Here is a 20,521-nt window from a genome sequence, read left to right on the forward strand (position 1 = left end):
CAGGTGATGCATAATAGTGATACACACTGTTTTATACAGTCCTGATTACGGCGTGTCGCACGGTTTTACAGTGTGATTTATCACAAAAAATTCAAAACAATAATGATTGTCACGTATTTATTCCGCTAGCTATTCTCTATTCATCTCAAACCAAGTAATATGCCAATTTATTCTGCATAAAACGTCGCAGAGTCACCTCACCTTTTGGAGATGGTCGCTTGATTAGTGTTTTTCTGGTTGATGATCACGAACTGGTGCGCGCAGGGATCCGTCGCATTTTGGATGATGTAAAAGGCATCAAAGTTGTCGGAGAGGCTCATTGTGGCGAAGATGCCGTAAAATGGTGCCGTACCAATAACGCGGATGTGGTGCTGATGGACATGAACATGCCGGGGATTGGCGGTCTGGAAGCAACCCGCAAAATGTTGCGTTACAATCCGGACATTAAAATCATTGTCCTGACCGTGCATACTGAGAACCCGCTACCTGCCAAGGTAATGCAGGCGGGCGCGGCTGGTTATCTCAGTAAAGGTACTGCACCTCAAGAGATGGTTAATGCAATACGTACTGTCTGTGCCGGACAGCGCTATATTGCATTAGACATTGCCCAGCAGATGGCCCTGAGTCAGGTGATGCCGGATTCTGATAATCCGTTCGCATCGCTATCAGAGCGTGAACTGCAGATCATGATGATGATCACCAAAGGGCAGAAAGTTAACGAAATTTCAGAACAGCTTAGCCTGAGTCCGAAAACGGTTAACAGCTACCGCTACCGGATGTTCAGCAAGCTGAATATCAATGGTGACGTGGAGTTAACGCACCTAGCTATTCGACATGGCATGTTGAAATCAGAAAAGTTGTAGTGGTGTGTCTAGTCGTTGTGTGTTTGATGCCAAGAGTTTTCTGAAAACCGTCAGTACGCAGCCCGGCGTATACCGGATGTATGATGCATCCGGTACTGTCATTTATGTCGGTAAAGCCAAAGATCTGAAAAAACGGCTGTCCAGCTACTTTCGTGCCAATCTTCCCAGCAAGAAAACCGAAGCGCTGGTCAGTGCGATTGCCTCTATTGATGTGACGGTTACCCACACAGAAACCGAAGCGTTACTGCTAGAGCACAACTACATCCAACGTTACCAGCCGCGCTACAACGTGCTGCTGCGTGATGACAAATCCTACCCGTACATTTTGCTGAGCGCGCATATCCATCCCCGCGTGAGCATGTACCGTGGAGCTAAGCACGCCAAAGGCGAGTATTTTGGCCCATTCCCGAGCTCATCCTCAGTACGCGAAACTTTGGCGCTGATGCAGCGCATTTTCCCGTTACGTCAGTGCGAAGACAGCTTTTACAACAATCGCTCTAGACCTTGTCTGCAGTACCAGATTGGCCGCTGTTTAGGCCCGTGTGTGAAGGGCTTGGTGAGTGATGCGGAATATCAGCAATGTGTGGATGATGTTCGTCTGTTTTTGCAGGGCAAAGATCAGCAAGTGATTGAAGGACTGGTGAATCGAATGGAAGCGGCCAGTCGTGCCTTGGAGTTTGAAACTGCCGCTCGTTTGCGCGATCAAATCCAAGCGGTACGTAAAGTCACCGAAAAGCAGTTTATCTCCGGTGACAGTGAAGATCTGGATGTGGTCAGTGTTGCCTATGATGCGGGGATGGCCTGCGTGTACACGCTGTTTTTACGACAGGGAAAAGTGCAGGGCAGCCGCAGTTACTTCCCGAAAGTGCCGGCCGATACCGAATTGGCTGAGGTGGTAGAAACCTTCTTAGGCCAGTTTTATCTGCAGGCCCACGAGTCGCGTACCTTACCGAATGAAATTCTGCTGGATTACCGTTTGGCAGATAAAACGGTGCTCAGTGATTCCATCAGTGAACTGGCTGGACGGCGCATTCAAATTCAAGATCGGCCGCGCGGCGAACGCGCCCGTTACCTAAAATTGGCGCGCACGAACGCACATACGGCGCTGATGACCAAATTATCTCAGCAAAGCACCATCCATCATCGTTTGCGTTTACTGGCCGAACAGCTGGGGTTGCCGCCGATTCGGCGCATGGAGTGCTTTGACATTAGCCACACGATGGGAGAGCAGACCGTAGCTTCCTGCGTAGTGTTTGATAGTAATGGCCCGCTGAAAGCCGATTATCGACGTTACAACATTACCGGCATCACGCCCGGCGATGATTATGCTGCGATGGAGCAAGTGCTGCGTCGCCGCTACAGCAAAGCGCTGATGCCAGATAAAGTGCCGGACATCATCTTTATTGATGGTGGTAAAGGCCAACTGGGAAAGGCGGTACAGATTTTTGCCGAGCTGAACGTGGAGTGGGATAAACACCATCCGCGTCTCATTGGGGTGGCGAAAGGCGCAGATCGCAAAGCCGGGCTGGAGACGTTAATTCTAGCCGATGAAGGGAATCGCGAGCTGTCATTGCCGCCTGATTCTCCCGCATTGCATGTTATTCAGCATATTCGTGATGAATCCCATAACCATGCTATTACTGGCCATCGCAAAAAACGTGCGAAAGTGCGCACCAGCAGCTCGCTCGAGGACATTGAAGGCATTGGGCCGAAACGGCGCCAAGCACTGCTCAAATACATGGGCGGTTTGCAGGCACTGAAGAATGCGAGCATGGAAGAAATTGCCCAGGTTCCGGGAATTTCAGCAAATTTAGCAGAAAAGATCTTTCTTGCGTTGAAACACTGAGCGGCTTGTAGCACCATATCAGTCAGCCGCTTACCACATGACAAAAGCCCATAAAATTATGCAATTTAATATTCCGACTTGGCTGACACTGTTTCGCGTAGTTCTAATCCCTTTCTTTGTTGTTGCTTTCTACTTGCCTTTTCAGTGGGCGCCGGCGGTGTGTGCACTGATCTTCGTGATCGCCGCAGTGACAGACTGGTTTGATGGCTTCTTGGCCCGCCAGCTCAAGCAAACTACCCGTTTCGGTGCTTTCCTTGATCCGGTGGCTGATAAAGTGATGGTTGCTGTGGCGTTGGCGTTGGTGGTTGAGCATTACCACACAGTTTGGGTGACGTTACCGGCGGCAACTATGATTGCTCGTGAGATCATCATCAGTGCTTTACGTGAGTGGATGGCCGAACTGGGTAAGCGTAACAGTGTGGCGGTGTCGTGGTGGGGGAAGTTCAAAACCGCGGCTCAGATGTTTGCGCTGGTGGCTTTGCTGTGGCGTCCAACCGAAGTGGCGGTGATTGTCGGTATGATTGCGCTGTATGTGGCCGCGGTACTGACCTTCTGGTCTATGTTCCAGTATCTGAAGGCAGCGTGGTCTGATTTGATGGCCTAAGCCGACTGGTAACGAGAGACGACCAGATAAGTTCGAGCGAGATTGTGTATTTGATCTTGTGTAAAAGGCGCTGTACTCAGCGCCTTTTCTGTTTTTATGAGCGCATGTTTCTAGACACCCATGTTTTCATGGCGAGTGGTTTACGGAGCCCATCGTTTTTTCTGTCGAGCAGCGCTTTGAGCCGGTATTGGCCCGGTATTGGCGTAGACCTTTGGTTATCCAGAAAATATGACCAATGGCGCTTTACAGAGCAATCGGATCAAAAAATCACCGAACGAGTTGAATTAAAAGAAAATCTGTTGACTCACCTGCCTGAATCAGTAGAATGCAACGCATCGGATGACGACGAAGACGAATTAACGAGAAACCTTTTAGGTTGTGAGTTAACGCTTCATCAGAAATCAGATTGCGGGAATAGCTCAGTTGGTAGAGCACGACCTTGCCAAGGTCGGGGTCGCGAGTTCGAGTCTCGTTTCCCGCTCCAGAACAACATTATCAGGCATGAATGCGTGGTAATAACAAATTGGCGCGTTAACAAAGCGGTTATGTAGCGGATTGCAAATCCGCCTAGTCCGGTTCGACTCCGGAACGCGCCTCCAAAACCCTAACGGGTGCCTTTGCAAGGCCCGGATGGTGGAATCGGTAGACACAAGGGATTTAAAATCCCTCGGCTTCTGGCTGTGCGGGTTCAAGTCCCGCTCCGGGTACCATGCAAAGCAGTTCAGCTCCGAACGCTGAACAACAAATCAACCACCGAGAGGTGGTTTTTTTGTATCTAAAAATCAGTAAGTTACGCGCGTCACGCCAAAGCATCCCATCTAACGCCGCAAAATTAACCATATTTCAATCAATCATAGTGCCGCGCTAAATTAACCACTCCGATTATTTTCCGAAAATTTTTCCTAAAATGATTTTTGCTTTATTCACTTTTCTGAATATCTTTCCCGTCACCAACTACTGAATGCATATGCTGAGCGTATTTTGCGTAATCCTTTTGTGTTGTAGTTGTAAGGGGCAAGAAAGTCTCTGCGAATACAAGAGGCACGCAGCCCAGTGATGAGTGGATGAGCATTAAAGCTAAAATCGCGATCCGGTCGGTAAAGTTTTCTTACTTACGTAGTGTATGTGCTGTCAGCCCAGTGGGAATAATGAGCGTAGGATGAAAGAGGATAGGCAGGAAATAACCTTTAGTCGCTGAGCTTGGGTATCCGATGAGCAAGAGATAAATCCACCTGCATTGTTGCAGGTGGACACTCGCATCATCTTCAAGCCTGATCGTTATCGCTTTGCTTGCTGTGAAATGCAAAACGCTGTTCAAAATAGGCTTTCACATGGCTTTCCAGACGATGAATCTTAGCATCGACAACCTGTACCAGATATTCATCACTGTTTAAGGCTTGTACGCGCTCTAATGCGAGTTCATCGGCTATTGCTTGTTCTTGTGGTGTTAAGGTTTTCGTTGTCATACTACTTTTCCCCTAAAGGTTGATGGCAGGAGCATGGCAAAAGTACACCCAAATATCAATCGTCAACCCAATCAAAGAAGGTGTGCCGATTGAGAGCGATAACAGTGCAAGGCTAGACCGGCGTTTTATGTTGGCCAAGACCAAGTAAGACCCACCAAAGCAGCGTTGCGTGCATGGTATTAGTAGGGGCTTTGCACTATAATTTCCCCGCTTTTATCTGGGATAACAGAATGATTTCGAAAAACCAACTCAAATTGCTTCGTGCTTTAGGGCAGAAGAAACAGCGCAAGGTACACGGCTTATTCCTGGTTCAAGGTGAGAAAAACGTCTTGGAGTTGGTTAATAGCTCGCTCACCGTCAAGCAGATCTTTGCTACCCCTGAGTTTTTAGAGCAGCATGCGGCGACCTTAGTGCAGTATGAATGCATTCCCACGTCGCAAGATGACCTTACCAAAGCCAGCACGCTGGTAAGTAACAATGCCGCTATCGCGGTGGTTGAGATCCCGCAAACCAACGTCCCGCAAGCGCAAGGCCTGATGGTTGCCTTAGATGGTGTCTCCGATCCCGGTAACTTGGGAACTATTATCCGTGTTGCTGACTGGTATGGCATCCAACATATTGTGGCTAGCCATGACTGTGCTGATCCGTATAACCCGAAAACCATCAGCGCGACAATGGGGAGCTTTGGTCGCGTTCAAGTGACTCTGGTGGATTTACCTGACTATCTAGCCAAGGCGAACTTGCCGGTGTATGGGGCGTTCTTAGAAGGCGAGAGCGTACATAAAACCGCATTTAAAGCCGAAGGGATTTTGTTGATGGGCAGTGAGTCACACGGCATTCGTGAACAAGCGGCGCAGTATGTGACGGATAAAGTGACCATTCCCGCCTTTGGCGGCGCAGAATCACTGAATGTCGCGATGGCCACCGGAATTATTTTGGACAATATTCGCCGCCTGCACGGCTAATAGAGATTGCGTGTCGTCATAACAAAAAAGCGTCGGATAATCCGACGTTTTTTGTTTTATCTTTCTAACATATCCAGCTTGTTGGGTACGCCATCCCACTTAGCGGCGTCGTCCATTGGCGCTTTGACTTCCGTCAGATTAGGCCAATGTTCAGCCAACTCGGCATTCAGCTCAATAAAGATCCGTTGGTCGCCTACCAGTTCGTCTTCCTGATAAATCGCTTGTGCCGTACATTCTGATACGCATAACCCGCAGTCGATGCACTCGATAGGGTTAATCACCATAAAATTTGGCCCTTCATGAAACGCATCGGCAGGGCATACCGCTACACAGTCGGTGTATTTACATTGGATACAGTTATCGGTGACGACAAAAGCCATGACAGTTCGCTCTAATCTAGTTTGCGGTTTCACACACGCTCTGGCGTTGAGTGGCGTGTGCGAAAAATCAAGAATGGGGATGATACTGCGCTGTCGCCAAAATTCAACAAAGGCCTTGTTATTGCTTGTGTACGCCGTGTTAGCGCGGATTTGCGTAGCAATCCCAGTTTTAGTATGACAGTGAATGCGAATTCTCGTAAAATGCGCGCCATTGTGAGCCGCCACACGCCGTGTTCCGGCTAAGACACCTCTTATCCACGAGACATTCCATGATACGTTTAACTGAAATTAAGCTGCCTCTCAATCATGAGGACGGTGCGCTACTTGACGCTATTGCGGCAAAGCTGAAAATCCCAGCCCAGCAAGTGATCTCTTTCAACGTGTTTAAACGTGGCTATGATGCTCGTAAGAAAAACGATATCCAACTGATTTATACCGTGGATGTTGAGGTTGCCAATGCCGAAAAACTGCTGGCTAAATTCGTAAAAGATCAGCACGTGCGGCCAACCCCTGATATGTCTTATAAATTTGTGGCGCAGGCGCCTGCAAATTTGCAAGAGCGTCCGTTGGTGATTGGTTTTGGGCCTTGTGGTCTGTTTGCCGCGTTAGTGCTGGCTCAAATGGGCTTTAAGCCGATTATCGTAGAGCGCGGTAAAGAAGTGCGTGAACGTACCAAAGATACCTTCGGTTTTTGGCGTAAACGTACCCTCAACCCTGAGTCCAACGTGCAGTTTGGTGAGGGTGGCGCAGGTACGTTCTCTGATGGCAAGCTGTATAGCCAAGTTAAAGACCCTAATTTCTATGGCCGTAAAGTGGTCACTGAATTTGTGGAAGCTGGCGCACCAGAAGAAATTCTCTATGTGAGCAAGCCGCATATCGGTACCTTTAAACTGGTGACCATGATTGAAAAAATGCGCGCCAAAATTATCGAATTGGGCGGCGAAATTCGCTTTAGCACCCGTGTGGATGACATCCATATTGAAGATGGACAAATCACTGGTGTGACTCTGTCCAATGGCGAAGAGATCAAATCGCGCCATGTGGTGCTGGCGGTTGGCCACAGTGCACGCGATACCTTTGAGATGCTGCACGAGCGCGGCGTGTATATGGAAGCTAAACCGTTCTCGGTCGGTTTCCGTATTGAGCACAAGCAATCCATGATTGATGAAGCGCGTTTTGGTAAAAATGCCGGCCATCCACTGTTAGGCGCGGCAGATTATAAATTGGTGCATCACTGTAAAAATGGCCGCACCGTATACAGCTTCTGTATGTGCCCAGGTGGCACCGTGGTGGCGGCGACCTCAGAAGAAGGCCGCGTGGTGACCAACGGTATGAGCCAATACTCGCGTGCTGAGCGTAATGCCAACAGTGCAATCGTGGTCGGGATTTCTCCTGAGCAAGATTATCCGGGCGATCCGTTGGCCGGTATTCGTCTGCAACGTGAGCTGGAAGCGAATGCCTATAAGCTGGGCGGTGAAAACTATGATGCGCCAGCGCAGAAAATTGGTGATTTCCTGAAAGGGCGAGAACCAAGCGAACTGGGCGATGTGCAGCCATCGTTCACCCCAGGTATTAAGCTGACCGATCTCTCTAAGGCGCTGCCAGCATTTGCGATTGATGCCATCCGCGAAGCCATTCCGGCCTTCGATCGTCAAATCAAAGGCTTTGCCTCTGAAGATGGTCTGCTGACAGGCGTAGAAACGCGTACCTCCTCTCCGGTGTGCATCAAGCGCGGTAAAGATTACCAAAGTATCAACCTCAAAGGCTTTTACCCAGCAGGGGAAGGCGCGGGCTACGCGGGGGGTATTTTGTCGGCGGGTATTGATGGCATCAAAGTGGCCGAAGCCGTTGCGCGTGATATCGTCGAGCAGTGTGATAAAGCGTAATAGTGCGCTAAAGCATAATTCGCAGATATTGTTGCGGTTAATGTGACAGAGAAAAGGGCTCGTATGAGCCCTTTTTTGATCCTGCCATATTATGAGCGATGCATAGTAAAGTTATGACATAACATTCATTCTTTATACTTAGCGCACTATCGTTTATTGGTGACGATCTTGAATGTGATAGCTAAATTAATGGCTATTGAATAAAAGTTAATTTAACCGAAAATTTTGAATCAGCGTTTGTAACTGATAAGACAAATCCATCAGTATTCGGCTAGAGCTTGCCATCTGATTTGCGCCGTTGGAAACCTCTTCCGATGCAGCATTAATATTAAGAATATTTTTGTTTAAATCCTCGGTAACTGAACCTTGCTGCTCAGTAGCCGTAGCTATTTGAATGCTTGTTTGCGAGATTTCGGCAATGGCTTTGCTAACATCATCAATGAGTGTGCCCACATTATTGGAGATGTTGACAGTATATTGCATCATCTCTTGGCTTTGCTTCATGGTCTCGGATGATTTTTTAGCGCGATGTTGGAGCTTTAAAATAATCTCATTAATTTGGCTGGTTGAATCTTGGGTCCGTTTAGCCAAGGTTCTGACTTCATCCGCTACAACGGCAAATCCACGACCTTGTTCACCCGCTCGAGCCGCTTCAATGGCCGCATTTAATGCCAATAAGTTAGTTTGTTCGGCGATATCGCGAATTACTTCAATAACCACTTCAATGCTACGGCTATCATTATCTAGCTGGTGGATAGATTCCGCGGTTTCTTCAATGGATGTGGCAACTTTATTGATGCTCTCGATAGACGTGCGAACGGTATCTGTACCCGCAGATGTCTGCTCATTGGCTTGATTGGCCGAATTTGCTGCGTCATTGGTGTTACGAGCAACTTCTTGAACCGTGGATTGCATCTCCGTCATTGCCGTCGACAGTTGGTTTAACTCATCTTTTTGGCGAGTCATGTTCTCTGCTGAAAGAGTCGCAACTTGGCTAAGCTCCTCTGAGGCTGATGTGAGCTGAGAGATAGAGTTAGAAATGTTGTTCACTAAATTGTGCAAGTTATTCTGCATGCTTGCCACACCTTTAGCTAAAAGACCAAACTCGTCTTTATTAAACTTAGTCAGATCTATTTTTTCGATCAGATCCCCTTTAGATACTTTATCAATTTGCTCCATTAAAATACTCAGTGGATTTTTGATACTTTTAGTGATCATCAAGGTGATTGCGGCGAAAATGAAAAAGACGATTAAGGTAACGATAATACTTAAGTTGATTGAGTAATCATATGTGTTAGTAAATTCAGCACTTAGGCGATGCGTAAAGTTTTCATTCCTTTGTTTAAGCTGCTCAGAGTAGTTCGATACATCACTGATTGCCTGTCGACGCGCCGGCATGTTTCTTAGCTGATTTGCTAAGGGAATGTTGTTGCTCAACAAAGCTTGCTGTAGTTGATCATGAAGCTTAAAAAAGATAGTCGCTGATTCATTGATCTTGTTATACAAGCTAAGCGCTTGTGCAGAATGATTACCTAAAGATTTGTACTCATCCATGGCTTTATAGAATTCGTTTTTTTCTATTTCAAACTCACGAATGTTGTCGTTTAAGCGTTCGGTATTACTATCCAGCGCGGCTAAAAGCATACTTAACTGTAAACGCCGTGCTTCGCCAATTGAAATTTGAATATGCGATGTATCATTTAGCGCAGGGATTGAGTTTTTAGTCATGTTTTGTGTTTGATTGTACATATAGCGCAATTCATGAGCAGAGGAAAATCTCATGATGAGCATGACAACAAACAGGAGAGAAAAAGCTGCTACAACTTTTTGTATGATGGACATTTTTTTAAGCATATCAGTTCAGGTTTTCCTTTGTTCGTTATTTGCGCAGCAGCGAGCGCAAAATGATAATCGTGATGCTGTCACGATTACTATGTCCATTTGTATGGCGACAAAGGGGGCGTAATATTAAGAAGATATCGTCAATATAGGTGTTGAATGCTCAATTATAATACAAATATGAGTTTGGCATGTCTTAATTGTTTGTTTTTTGCTCTGTTGTGCGTCAGCGATTACTTTAATCGTCTGAATATTCCGCTGGTGTTGTCTGTCTCACTATTGCTATGCTGTCATCTGAGAATAGTCGGGGAACCTCGGTGTGACGCAAGGCTGCAAGCTATGACGTCATCGCGAGGCTGAGATCGCGTATGCGAGACCCGTAGAACCTGATTCAGTTTGTACTGACGTAGGGAACTATCCGCATCTTGCATCTCTGCCTCTGAGGCTCCATGTCGCAGGTTCAATGCCGTATAGGTGAACCCATTTCGGCAACTCATTAGGCAGAAGTGGAGTCTGGCATCGGCAGCTAATACTGGCTGCCAGTCATGACATTCCCACTATCACACGCAAGTCTGCAAGATAAGGTTCCTGCCGTCGAATTACAGGAGCCAATATGCCTTGTTCGACACACCACTTTTCCTCCTCAGATGCCGTACTGGATACGCCATCAGCCAAGGCACGACCTAAATCGGCAGAACAGACGATGCCCTCCGCGGCGGATGTTCCGATTGTGCTAACTATTGCCGGCTCTGACAGCAGCGGCGGGGCGGGGATCCAAGCCGACATCAAAGCGATTTCTGCTACTGGCAGTTATGCTTGCTCGGTTATTACGGCAATTACAGCCCAAAATACCTTAGGCGTCAGCGGTGTCTTTCCCGTATCAGCGAAAGGTATTACGGCGCAGCTCGATGCCGTGTTTTCTGATTTAAACATTGTGGCGGTAAAAATCGGTATGTTGGGAAACGCCGAGATCATTGACGCTGTGGCACAAGGTCTGCAACGTTATCGACCGGCGCATATCGTGTTGGATCCAGTGATGGTGGCGACCAGCGGAGATGTGTTGTTAGAGCCGCAAGCGATTAGCGCATTGAAAGAAAAATTGTTGCCACTGGCGGATATTATTACTCCTAACTTACCCGAGGCGGCAGTATTGATTGGCCACGCGGTTGGGCATCATCCACGCGTATCGCAGGCGTCTGAGTCTGATATGGCCGCTATGATTGAAGAATTACGCGCGCTAAGTACCACATTAGGTACTGCCGCGGTATTGCTTAAAGGCGGCCATCTGACCGATGAAAACCACAGTGATGATGTGCTGATCACTGCTGCAGAGTCTGCGTATTTTCATGCACCGCGCATCCTAACCCGTAATACCCACGGAACGGGTTGTACATTGTCGGCAGCGATAGCGTCCTATTTGGCGCAGGGTTATCCGTTAGCACAAGCAGTTGCGCAGGCAAAAGACTATATCAGTGCTGCGTTAGCCCATGCTGATCTGTTGCGAGTCGGTCGAGGGCATGGTCCGGTGCATCACTTTTTTCCCGGCCATTGGCAGTTGCATCGCGCTTAAAGGGTTTTCCGCGTAGCGTAAATCTTGGCTGAAAAAAGAACATATGAGTAGCACTCTGCAATTTCTGAACAGAAAGAGTGCTGCTACATGAGCGTGAAAATAGAGATATAGATGGATGGAGGGGTTATTTTGTTATTCATAAAAAGAGGCAGAGAATAACCTGAAATAGACGTGTATTCACATTAATGTAATATTGATGTGGTAAGAATATGCGGGGAATTGCGGGTCTTATTTTTTGATTCGAAATACAGGCTGCTTAACAATCGTATTTCAAAATTGCATCTTAATAGGTTGTGGTAAATTCAGAACTCGTCATGTGGCAGGATATCAAAACTGTTATGCAACAATACTTGTATTTGTTTGCTGCTATTCACCAGTATTCACGATACTTGCCAATGGCGGCTCAGTGAGCCAGCCGTAATCGGCTGTCGTAGCCGCTGTGGGTGTAGTAGGTGGCGGGAAACACATCCACCAAATTGATGCCGGCCAGCTGGTCAATCAGGTCAGAAAAATTATCGAACGAGTACACTGTGATTTCACGGTACACTTTACCCTGCATGTTTTCGATTCCAATGATCATCTCCAGTTCCTTTTCTGGCTCTTCGACCAGCAGCACCGTGTCATCGATTCTCGAATCAAAAAAAGGGACTTCACGGCCTGGGATATAGAAACTTCTTTCCTGCATATCATCGTCCCGCTCGTCGGTCGCTTTATCTATCAGAGTAAAAAACATAGGGCTTATCCATGAAAATAATGAGGATAGTATTTCACCTGCTTATCGGTGGTGCCAGTTGCATATTTGAATTTTGCGATCCATTCAATAGATTTAACTTATTTGCCAATGGATAAAAACAATTGGTTGAGCGTAGTTTTATATAATGACGATGCGTTATATAAATGCCTCTGTGAAAAATGTAAACGATAAACAGTGAAGTTATCGTAATGTGCGCTAAAAGGCTGTTTGTTGAGCTGTTAATAATAGTCAGAGACAAATGTTATGAGCAACTTATTTTTATACTTAAAGTAAATTGCAAATGTAAATAACAATTACGCAGCCGATTTGTAAATAGCAGAAGAATCTTATATTCAGCTGTTATCAGATTTATACCAACACACTTCTTATGGTTATTAAGATGGTGTTTATTCTCCATTTTTTACGTGATGAGTCACATCTGAAGCGCTGGGTAAATACGATAAAATGTGCTATGTTACAGGTAACATTACAGCTATTTTCGCGGTAAAATGAAGAAAAAACGCCCAACATTACAGGACGTAGCTGACATCGTCGGCGTAACTAAAATGACGGTCAGCCGTTATATGCGAGATCCGTCGCAAGTTTCTGCTTCGGTGCAGAGCAAAATAGCCCGTGCGTTGGATACGCTCGGCTATATTCCTAACCGAGCTCCGGATATTTTATCTAACGCAAAAAGTCAGGCGATAGGGATCTTATTACCCTCCTTGACCAACCAAGTATTTGCTGAGGTATTGCGTGGCATCGAGTCGGTCACGGAAGATCGCGGTTACCAAACCATGTTGGCGCACTACGGGTATAGCCCTCAAATGGAGGAGCAACGTATTGCATCGTTACTGTCTTATAACGTAGATGGGCTGATCCTCTCCGAAAGCTACCACACGCCGCGCACGTTGAAGATGATTGAAACGGCTGGAGTGCCGGTGGTGGAAATCATGGATACCCGTTCGCCGTGCATTGAATTGGCGGTCGGGCTGGATAATGTGGCAGCTGGTTGTGCTATGACCACTTTGATGTTGGAAAAAGGTTACCGCAACATTGTTTACCTTGGCGCGCGGATGGACGTGCGTACCCAGCAGCGTCTGGAAGGCTACAGCCAAGCCATGCAAGCGTATGGGCTGACACCGCGTCAGGTGATGACGGAGGCCGCTTCGTCTTACTCGCTGGGGGCTGAATTGTTGGAAGAAACGCGTCGGCGTTATCCTGAAACCGATGGCATTTTTTGTACCAACGATGACTTGGCGGTTGGGGCTATCTTTGCCTGCCAACGTTTAGGCATTCGTATTCCGCAAGATATCGCCATTGCCGGTTTTCACGGCCACGATATCGGACAGACGATTGTCCCGCGCTTGGCCAGTGTGCATACGCCACGTAAAGAGATGGGCAAGCGCGCAGCAGAGATGCTGTTAGCGCGATTGCAGCGTGTGGCCATTGCGGAGCCGGTGTTGGATTTAGGCTATACCCTCGAAACCGGTGAAAGCCTGTAATGGTTTGGTGCGCACAGGTGAGACGCAAGTCATGTAATGCTTGTTATGCCATCTAAATAAAAAAATCCGGTCACGCTAAAGCGTTAGACCGGATTTTTTATGCTTGTTTGCTAGAACGCTAGATTTTAAGGCTTCTAGTGCTCTCAAATTAAGAGTGAAAGCAATTACGCTTTAGACACCAGTGCTACAGCGTCAGCAGCCAGACGCGTAATGCCCGCCCAATCACCGGCAGCAATCAGATCTGCTGGCAGCATCCAAGAGCCACCCACAGTAGCTACGCACTTGGCAGACAGGTACTCATGCACGTTTTTCGGGCTGATACCGCCAGTAGGGCAGAAACGAATCTGTGGCAGCGGCGCTGCGATAGATTTCAGCGCGGCTGCGCCGCCATTGGCTTCAGCTGGGAAGAATTTCAGGTGAGTATAGCCTTGAGCCAGCGCTTGCATCACTTCAGAAGGCGTTGCAACACCAGGGATCAGCGCCGTGCTGTGCTTTTTCGCGTGCGCCAGCAGCTCGTGGGTGAACCCTGGGCTGATAACAAACTTGGCACCCGCGGCAACCGCAGCATCATATTGTTCTGGATTGATTACGGTACCGGCACCGATCATCGCTTCTGGCATTGCATCGGCAATCGCGCGGATAGCTTCCAGAGCAGCATCAGTACGCAGGGTAACTTCGAATACGGTGATCCCGCCATCAGCCAGTGCTTTGGCCATAGGAACAGCGTCTTCCACCTTGTTGATAACCATTACAGGAACAACCGGTGATGCGGCAAAAACCTCAGCAGGGGATACAGTCCAGTTCATGGGGATTCCTTTAATCAATCGCTGCCACACGGCAGTCTAAAAAGCAGTAAAAACGCACGTCTAAGACGTGCGTTCAGGTCGTTCAGTATCACTCGATAACGGTCGCGCCGGTTTCGGCACTGGAGACCGCCTGACGGAATACATGGAACAGATTACGGCCAAAACCGGTCTGCTCTGCGCTCAGGTCAGGATGATACGCGGTACGCTGACTCAAATCGGCTTCTGTGCTGAGCGTGCCTTCTTTGGCATTCAGCGTAATGATATCGCCATTTTGTAAGAAGGCCAGCGGACCATTTTTGCTCGCTTCCGGTGTGACGTGGATAGCGGCTGGAATTTTACCGGAGGCACCGGACAGACGACCATCGGTCACCAGCGCCACTTTGAAGCCGGCTTTCTGGATATTCCCCAGAATTGGCATCAGCTTATGCAGTTCAGGCATGCCGTTGGCACCCGGACCGTTATGGCGAACCACCACAATCACATCGCGGTTCAGAAGACCGGCTTTGTACGCGGCTTCAACATCGTGCTGAGATTCGAAAATCTCAACCGGTGCGCTGATGATATGGTGCTCTGGCGCTACGGCGCTGACTTTAATCACGCCACGGCCCAAATTACCAGACAGCACTTTCAGGCCGCCCGTTGCGTTGAATACACCATCGCCTGCGGCAATGACATCGGGATTACGGGTTTCAGTTACTGGTACCCAGTTCAGCTGACCGTTTTCCAGTACAGGCTCAGACAGATAGTCTTCCATGCTACCGAATACCGGCGTGGCATCCATGTGCAGCAGACCGCGATCTGCCAGCTTACGCAGCAGCAGTGGTACACCACCGGCTTCGTGGAAGGCGTTGATGTCGGCTGGGCCGTTCGGGTACACACGAGTCATCAATGGCACCACATCAGACAGATCGCTGAAGTCATCCCAAGTCACAATCAGACCCGCAGCGCGAGCGACAGCAATCATGTGCAGTGTGTGGTTGGTGCTACCGCCGGAAGCCAGCAGGGCGACCAGACCGTTGACCATAGCACGTGCGTCAACCACGTCCGCCAGTGGGCGGTAGGTGCTGCTGCCTTGAACCATACCGGCAATCTTGCGTGCGGCATCATCAGTCAGCGCCGCGCGCAGTTCGGTGTTCGGGGCGATAAAGGCGGAACCAGGCAGCATCAGACCCATGGCTTCAAACACCAATTGGTTGGTGTTGGCGGTGCCATAGAATGTACAGGTGCCCGGGGCGTGGTAGGCACCACACTCCATGTCTAGCAGTGCTTCACGGCCTAATTTACCGGCAGCATATTCTTGACGAATTTTAACTTTCTCGTCATTGCTGATACCGGTCGGCATTGGGCCGGCAGGAACAAATGCAGTAGGCAGGTGACCAAAGGTCAGTGCGCCCATCAGTTGGCCCGGTGCGATTTTATCGCAGATGCCGAGCAGCAAAGTACCGTCGAAGGTATTGTGGCTGAGTGAGACTGCGGTTGCTTGTGCAATCAGATCGCGCGAGAACAGAGACATATCCATGCCCGGCTGGCCTTGCGTTACACCATCACACATAGCAGGTACGCCACCGGCAACTTGGGCACTGTGACCCAGCTCTGCCAGTACGGCTTTAATTTGATCTGGATAGTGCTGGTATGGCTGATGCGCAGACAGCATATCGTTGTATGCAGTCACGATGCCGATGTTGGCACGGGTCATATCCAGAATGTTGTGCTTTTGCTGGCTGGAACAGGCCGCGACGGCATGCGCCAAGTTACCGCAGGCCAGTGCCGCGCGGTTTTTGCCTTGTGCTGCCTGAGATTGGATCTGCGCCAGATAACGCGCGCGGGACTCCGCGCTGCGCTCCGCGATGCGTGCGGTAACCTGGTTAATAACTGGATGCATCAATTGGCCCCTTTAACAGCTGCGACGGCACGCTCAACAACCTCATCAAACGGTGCGTTTACATCAATACGCAGAATGCCGGACTCGCCGGTGGCAACTGGACATTCCAGCGTCTCGAACTGGCTTTGCAGCATGTTTTCCTTCTGGAAATGACCGCTGCGCTGACGGATACGCTCCAGGATGACATCGTAAGTACCGTCCAAGTAGACGAAAGTCACATTTTGATTCCCTTCACGAATCATATCACGATACTTACGCTTGAGTGCTGAACAGACGATGATTCCGGTTTCATTTTTCATCTCAATGCTGAAAACCGCATCACGGATGCGTTCTAACCACGGAGCACGATCATCATCATTCAGTGGATTGCCACCGCTCATTTTTAGGATGTTTGCTTTTGGGTGCAAATCATCACCATCAATGAACTTGGCATTCAGTGCATTTGCCAGTGCGGCACCCACACTTGACTTACCACACGCGGAAACACCCATCACGATAATGCTGCGACCTGCCATAGTTTGACCTCAATCTCAATTTTGAAAGTTGCTTGTGTTTAGCTGTATCTACGATAGCACGTTACGGGTAACATGTTACCGGTAACTACAAAAACTGTGATGTAAAACACAGCTAACTTGGGATGAACACTATGTCTGATATGTCATTGATTATGACCGCCGCGGGATCGATCATTCTGCTGCTGTTCTTGGTAATGAAGGTGCGGCTGCATGCCGTGGTGGCGCTGATTCTGGTATCGATGATTGCCGGTTTATTCTCTGGAATGAACCCCGCCGATATCGCCGCAACTATCCAAAAAGGGATGGGCGGTACCTTAGGTTTCGTTGCCGTGGTGGTAGCGTTGGGGGCCATGTTCGGTAAAGTGATGGAAACCACCGGTGCACTGGACCGTATCGCACAAACCCTGCTGGGTAAGTTCGGTAAAGACCGTGCTAACTGGGCGATCACCATCACCGGCTTTATCTGTGCACTGCCACTGTTCTTTGACGTTGCCGTGGTACTGCTGATTGGTGTTGCATTCGCGATTGTCCGCCGTGGTGGTGGTAGTGTCGTGAAAATTGGTATCGCGCTGCTGGCCGGTATCGCGACTTGTCAGGCATTCCTGATCCCAGCGCCGGGCCCAATCCTGGTGGCTTCACAGCTGGGCGCTGACTTCGGTTATATGATCCTGTTCGGTCTGCTGGCGTCTATCCCTGCGATGATCCTGGCTGGTCCACTGTTCGGCTCAATGATCTCGAAAGTGGTTGACGTGCCGTTGCCAGATCACGCGCAGAACGATGATACCAACCGTGGTGAACTGCCATCTTTCGGCCTGGCGATGGGCCTGATTGGTCTGCCACTGCTGATGATTGGTCTGAAAACCATTGCGGCGCGTTTTGTTGAGAAAGGCTCTGATCTGTACAACTGGCTGGAGTTCATTGGTCACCCGTTCACCGCTATCATGGTTGCGTGTCTGGCTGCGTTCTATCTGCTGGGTATTCGCCGCGGTATGAGCCGTGATGAAGTGATGAGTGTGTGTGGTTCTGCGTTGCAGCCTGCCGGTATCATCATTCTGGTAACTGGTGCCGGCGGTGTGTTCAAGCAAGTACTGGTTGATTCCGGCGTAGGTGCGGCACTGGGTAACATTCTGGCTGGCTCTGGTCTGCCAATCGTGGCGCTGGCGTTCATTCTGGCGGCTGCGGTACGTGTGATTCAAGGTTCGGCAACCGTGGCGATGCTGACCTCGTGTGGCCTGATCCTGCCAATGCTGGAAGGTCTGGGTATGAACGGTGCTCAGCTGGCAGCAATCACCATTGCTATCGGTGGTGGTGCGATTGTTCTGTCTCACGTGAACGATTCTGGTTTCTGGCTGGCTAACCGCTACTTAGGTCTGACTGAGAAGCAAACCCTGCAAACCTGGACTGTGATGGAAACCATCATCGGTGCGACAGGTGGTGTGGTTGCCATGATTATCATGATGTTCCTGTAATCCACGGTGTGAGCCTGTTATAAGGCTACGCATTGATTGCGGTAACTGATTGCTATAACCGAAAAAAGCCGTCCCTTGGGGCGGCTTTTTGTTTGGGAGGATTCGGTTCGGTGAGAATGGTCAGAGGGTTTAGATGCTTTGTAGCGGCCTGATATGAGCGCGGTGGCACAGAGAGGCAAAACAAACAGGCTTACTTGCTTTATAGTCTGCGTTTTTTATCAGGGAAACAGATTCAGCATGCGGTTAAATCAAGCAGTTAAAATGGTCGCCGGAGTGGTCTTGGCGTTGGCATTAGTCGGTTGTGGTGCGCGTGGTGATACGCCGGCACAAAAGCGCAATGCTATTCATCAGATGCGACAAGATACGCTGCAAAAATTATATCGTGAGCAGCCCAAAGCGCGTACCGCGATCCGCAAAGCGCAAGGCTATGCTGTGTTTTCCAACAAGAGTAACAAACTGGGCCTTATCGGTATTGGCCATGGCTTTGGCGTTGTGCGTGATAACCGCACGGGCAAAAATACCTATATGCGGATGATGAGCGTGGGTGCTGGTGTTGGGTTAGGCATCCAAGACATTCGCTTTGTGGCGATCTTCCATGATCGTAAGACGATGCAAAACTTTATCCAGCATGGCTGGGATGCGTCTGCTGGTGCTGATGCGGCGGCTAAATGGAAAGAAAAGGGCGATGCTGGTAATCAGACCGTTGCCGCTGACTTTAATGGCGTCACCATCTACCAGCTCACGGAGCACGGTTTAGCCTTACAAGCGATGGTGCAAGGCTACAAATACTGGCCAGACGACGAACTGAACTAAAAGACTGAAAAATAGTTCGGGTTAGACAAGAAAAACGGCGACCGATAGATTCTGTCGCCGTTTTGGTTTGTGCAGTGCTCTTGTAAATAAGGCTGCAGTTAAGACAGCATTTCTCTCCGCGCTTATTGGCGCGCCGCCAACAGTGCGGTTTGTAGGCTGTTCCACGGGCCGCGTTCGGTATCAATCAACTCCACTCGACTGTCTGCCGGCGCGCTGTCTGCAGTTTCAATTTCAAATTCATGCTGTTGGCGATTAAAACGCAACGTGCCGCCGGCAATTCGCACCATCCCTTTGGCCCGTTGCACCGGCGCGGTACGTGCCCATTCGAGAATTTGCGTCATATCAAACACGGTATCGTGATCAAAAATCCAGCCACAACTGTAATAGCCTTGCCCTTGATTCTCTGCCCGTCGCCAACGTTCGTGGCTTTGTAAGCTCATCACTGCGGAGAGCGGTTTGGCTGCGGCATGCTGGCGCGCGGCGTTATGGGTAGCCGAGTCTGTGAGTTGATGCTGATGACAAGGTAAATCAAGCAATTCAGGGTTAATGGCACCTTGAGCTACTACCTGATGGGCGCTTAAATCATGCCGTTCAGCCAGTAAAGCCGCGAACGCGGCATGGTCGGCGGGTTGATAAACGTCAGCTTTATTGGCAATCAGCACATCGGCCGCGGCAAGTTGATCGCGGAAATTTTCGTTATCACGATAACGCGGCTCAGCAAGTTGGCGAGCATCCAGTACACACAGCGTCGCACGCAGGTCGAGCACAGTTTCGTAGTGTTCGCCGCTGAGCATGCTCAAGACCTGTTTCGGATGGCCAAGGCCCGTTGGTTCAATCAGCAACCGATCCGGTTTTTCGCGGCTAATCAGCATATTCAAACCGATTTGCATCGGTAATCCGGCTACGCAGCACAAGCAACCACCGGGGATCTCTTTAATCGCGGCACCTTGCCCAGCAAGCAAAGCTCCATCGATGCCGATTTCGCCAAATTCGTTGACCAAAATGGCCCATTTTTCATCCGCCGGTTTGTGTGCCAGCAGGTGACGCAACGTGGTGGTTTTGCCACTGCCAAGAAAGCCGGTAATCAGGTTTGTCTTAATCACTGTGGTATCCGGTCCGTATCGCTAAAACAGAAAAATGCGGTGAGGAAATGATAACGGGTATTGTTTCCATGTGTACATCCACCTTAACGGAAAGTCTGCATGAATGACAGTCGCCCCGTGATTTCTGTGATTGGATTGGCTGAGCTTCAGATGACAAACAATGAGATAGCAAAGAATGGGATGGCGGAGAATGAGAAGGGCGCCATTGCAGTTAGAGCGGATACATCCTGCGAATAAAACAGGCCGGTAAAACCGGCCTGTCGGGAGTACATTAAC

At 49.2% G+C, this 20,521-nt stretch carries 17 protein-coding genes, 3 tRNA genes and 1 riboswitch; of the genes, 12 read left to right on the forward strand and 8 right to left on the reverse strand.

What is annotated here, in order from left to right:
- The first annotated feature begins 218 nt into the window (after nt 1–218).
- The 6 genes from uvrY to NCTC9997_RS05885 all read left to right on the forward strand — a co-directional run bounded on the left by uvrY (nt 219) and on the right by NCTC9997_RS05885 (nt 4,023).
- The gene (uvrY, locus tag NCTC9997_RS05860) at nt 219–863 is read left to right on the forward strand and encodes a UvrY/SirA/GacA family response regulator transcription factor (RefSeq protein ID WP_010861870.1); all 645 of its coding nucleotides are present in this window, start codon (nt 219–221) and stop codon (nt 861–863) included.
- Nucleotides 864–882: 19 nt separating this feature from the next.
- Nucleotides 883–2,709, forward strand: coding sequence for an excinuclease ABC subunit UvrC (uvrC, locus tag NCTC9997_RS05865; RefSeq protein ID WP_370586008.1), 1,827 nt, complete (start codon nt 883–885; stop codon nt 2,707–2,709).
- A gap of 58 nt (nt 2,710–2,767) precedes the next feature.
- On the forward strand, nt 2,768–3,313 hold the full coding sequence (pgsA, locus tag NCTC9997_RS05870; RefSeq protein WP_010861868.1) for a CDP-diacylglycerol--glycerol-3-phosphate 3-phosphatidyltransferase: 546 nt from the start codon (nt 2,768–2,770) through the stop codon (nt 3,311–3,313).
- Between the two features lie 408 nt (nt 3,314–3,721).
- A tRNA-Gly gene (locus NCTC9997_RS05875) sits at nt 3,722–3,797 on the forward strand.
- Between the two features lie 41 nt (nt 3,798–3,838).
- Nucleotides 3,839–3,912: transfer RNA gene (locus tag NCTC9997_RS05880), tRNA-Cys, on the forward strand.
- 25 nt (nt 3,913–3,937) lie between these two features.
- Nucleotides 3,938–4,023 (forward strand) — tRNA-Leu (locus NCTC9997_RS05885).
- Nucleotides 4,024–4,578: 555 nt separating this feature from the next.
- On the opposite strand, the gene NCTC9997_RS05890 is transcribed toward NCTC9997_RS05885, so the two are convergent.
- Entirely contained in the window at nt 4,579–4,779 is a 201-nt protein-coding gene (locus NCTC9997_RS05890; RefSeq protein ID WP_064977553.1) for a hypothetical protein, read from the reverse strand.
- 230 nt (nt 4,780–5,009) lie between these two features.
- On the opposite strand from NCTC9997_RS05890, the gene NCTC9997_RS05895 reads away from it, so the two are divergent.
- Nucleotides 5,010–5,744 (forward strand): RNA methyltransferase, encoded by a 735-nt coding sequence (locus NCTC9997_RS05895; RefSeq protein WP_064977554.1) that lies wholly within the window; start codon nt 5,010–5,012, stop codon nt 5,742–5,744.
- Between the two features lie 56 nt (nt 5,745–5,800).
- Here the strand turns inward: NCTC9997_RS05895 and fdxA are convergent, their stop codons facing one another.
- A complete protein-coding gene (fdxA, locus tag NCTC9997_RS05900) occupies nt 5,801–6,124 on the reverse strand; it encodes a ferredoxin FdxA (protein ID WP_064978447.1) in 324 nt (107 codons plus the stop codon).
- A gap of 269 nt (nt 6,125–6,393) precedes the next feature.
- On the opposite strand from fdxA, the gene NCTC9997_RS05905 reads away from it, so the two are divergent.
- Nucleotides 6,394–8,010: an NAD(P)/FAD-dependent oxidoreductase gene (locus NCTC9997_RS05905; protein WP_064977555.1), complete on the forward strand. Its 1,617-nt coding sequence runs from the start codon at nt 6,394–6,396 to the stop codon at nt 8,008–8,010.
- Nucleotides 8,011–8,217: 207 nt separating this feature from the next.
- Here NCTC9997_RS05905 and NCTC9997_RS05910 read toward each other — a convergent pair whose 3' ends face one another.
- Complete coding sequence (locus NCTC9997_RS05910; RefSeq protein ID WP_036768509.1) at nt 8,218–9,864, reverse strand: methyl-accepting chemotaxis protein; 1,647 nt, start codon at nt 9,862–9,864, stop codon at nt 8,218–8,220.
- 280 nt (nt 9,865–10,144) lie between these two features.
- Nucleotides 10,145–10,279: riboswitch (TPP riboswitch) on the forward strand.
- Between the two features lie 273 nt (nt 10,280–10,552).
- Between NCTC9997_RS05910 and thiD the strand changes: the two genes are divergently transcribed.
- A complete protein-coding gene (thiD, locus tag NCTC9997_RS05915) occupies nt 10,553–11,419 on the forward strand; it encodes a bifunctional hydroxymethylpyrimidine kinase/phosphomethylpyrimidine kinase (RefSeq protein ID WP_064977556.1) in 867 nt (288 codons plus the stop codon).
- A 403-nt stretch (nt 11,420–11,822) separates the two neighbouring features.
- Here thiD and NCTC9997_RS05920 read toward each other — a convergent pair whose 3' ends face one another.
- The gene (locus tag NCTC9997_RS05920; RefSeq protein WP_010861860.1) at nt 11,823–12,152 is read right to left on the reverse strand and encodes a hypothetical protein; all 330 of its coding nucleotides are present in this window, start codon (nt 12,150–12,152) and stop codon (nt 11,823–11,825) included.
- A gap of 509 nt (nt 12,153–12,661) precedes the next feature.
- On the opposite strand from NCTC9997_RS05920, the gene gntR reads away from it, so the two are divergent.
- A complete protein-coding gene (gene gntR, locus NCTC9997_RS05925; RefSeq protein WP_064977557.1) occupies nt 12,662–13,657 on the forward strand; it encodes a gluconate operon transcriptional repressor GntR in 996 nt (331 codons plus the stop codon).
- Between the two features lie 164 nt (nt 13,658–13,821).
- Here gntR and NCTC9997_RS05930 read toward each other — a convergent pair whose 3' ends face one another.
- The 3 genes from NCTC9997_RS05930 to NCTC9997_RS05940 all read right to left on the reverse strand — a co-directional run bounded on the left by NCTC9997_RS05930 (nt 13,822) and on the right by NCTC9997_RS05940 (nt 16,860).
- Entirely contained in the window at nt 13,822–14,463 is a 642-nt protein-coding gene (locus tag NCTC9997_RS05930) for a bifunctional 4-hydroxy-2-oxoglutarate aldolase/2-dehydro-3-deoxy-phosphogluconate aldolase (RefSeq protein WP_047707696.1), read from the reverse strand.
- 88 nt (nt 14,464–14,551) lie between these two features.
- On the reverse strand, nt 14,552–16,345 hold the full coding sequence (edd, locus tag NCTC9997_RS05935) for a phosphogluconate dehydratase (RefSeq protein WP_197665245.1): 1,794 nt from the start codon (nt 16,343–16,345) through the stop codon (nt 14,552–14,554).
- Entirely contained in the window at nt 16,345–16,860 is a 516-nt protein-coding gene (locus NCTC9997_RS05940; protein ID WP_010861856.1) for a gluconokinase, read from the reverse strand. The genes edd and NCTC9997_RS05940 overlap by 1 nt, the downstream gene beginning before the upstream one ends.
- Nucleotides 16,861–16,991: 131 nt before the next feature.
- Between NCTC9997_RS05940 and gntU the strand changes: the two genes are divergently transcribed.
- A complete protein-coding gene (gntU, locus tag NCTC9997_RS05945; RefSeq protein WP_010861855.1) occupies nt 16,992–18,329 on the forward strand; it encodes a gluconate transporter in 1,338 nt (445 codons plus the stop codon).
- 237 nt (nt 18,330–18,566) lie between these two features.
- On the forward strand, nt 18,567–19,142 hold the full coding sequence (locus tag NCTC9997_RS05950) for a lipid-binding SYLF domain-containing protein (protein WP_010861854.1): 576 nt from the start codon (nt 18,567–18,569) through the stop codon (nt 19,140–19,142).
- Nucleotides 19,143–19,264: 122 nt separating this feature from the next.
- Here NCTC9997_RS05950 and NCTC9997_RS05955 read toward each other — a convergent pair whose 3' ends face one another.
- A complete protein-coding gene (locus NCTC9997_RS05955) occupies nt 19,265–20,245 on the reverse strand; it encodes a CobW family GTP-binding protein (protein ID WP_064977559.1) in 981 nt (326 codons plus the stop codon).
- Nucleotides 20,246–20,521 lie beyond the last annotated feature (276 nt).

Source organism: Plesiomonas shigelloides (assembly GCF_900087055.1).
Classification (GTDB): domain Bacteria; phylum Pseudomonadota; class Gammaproteobacteria; order Enterobacterales; family CAMTGL01; genus Plesiomonas; species Plesiomonas shigelloides.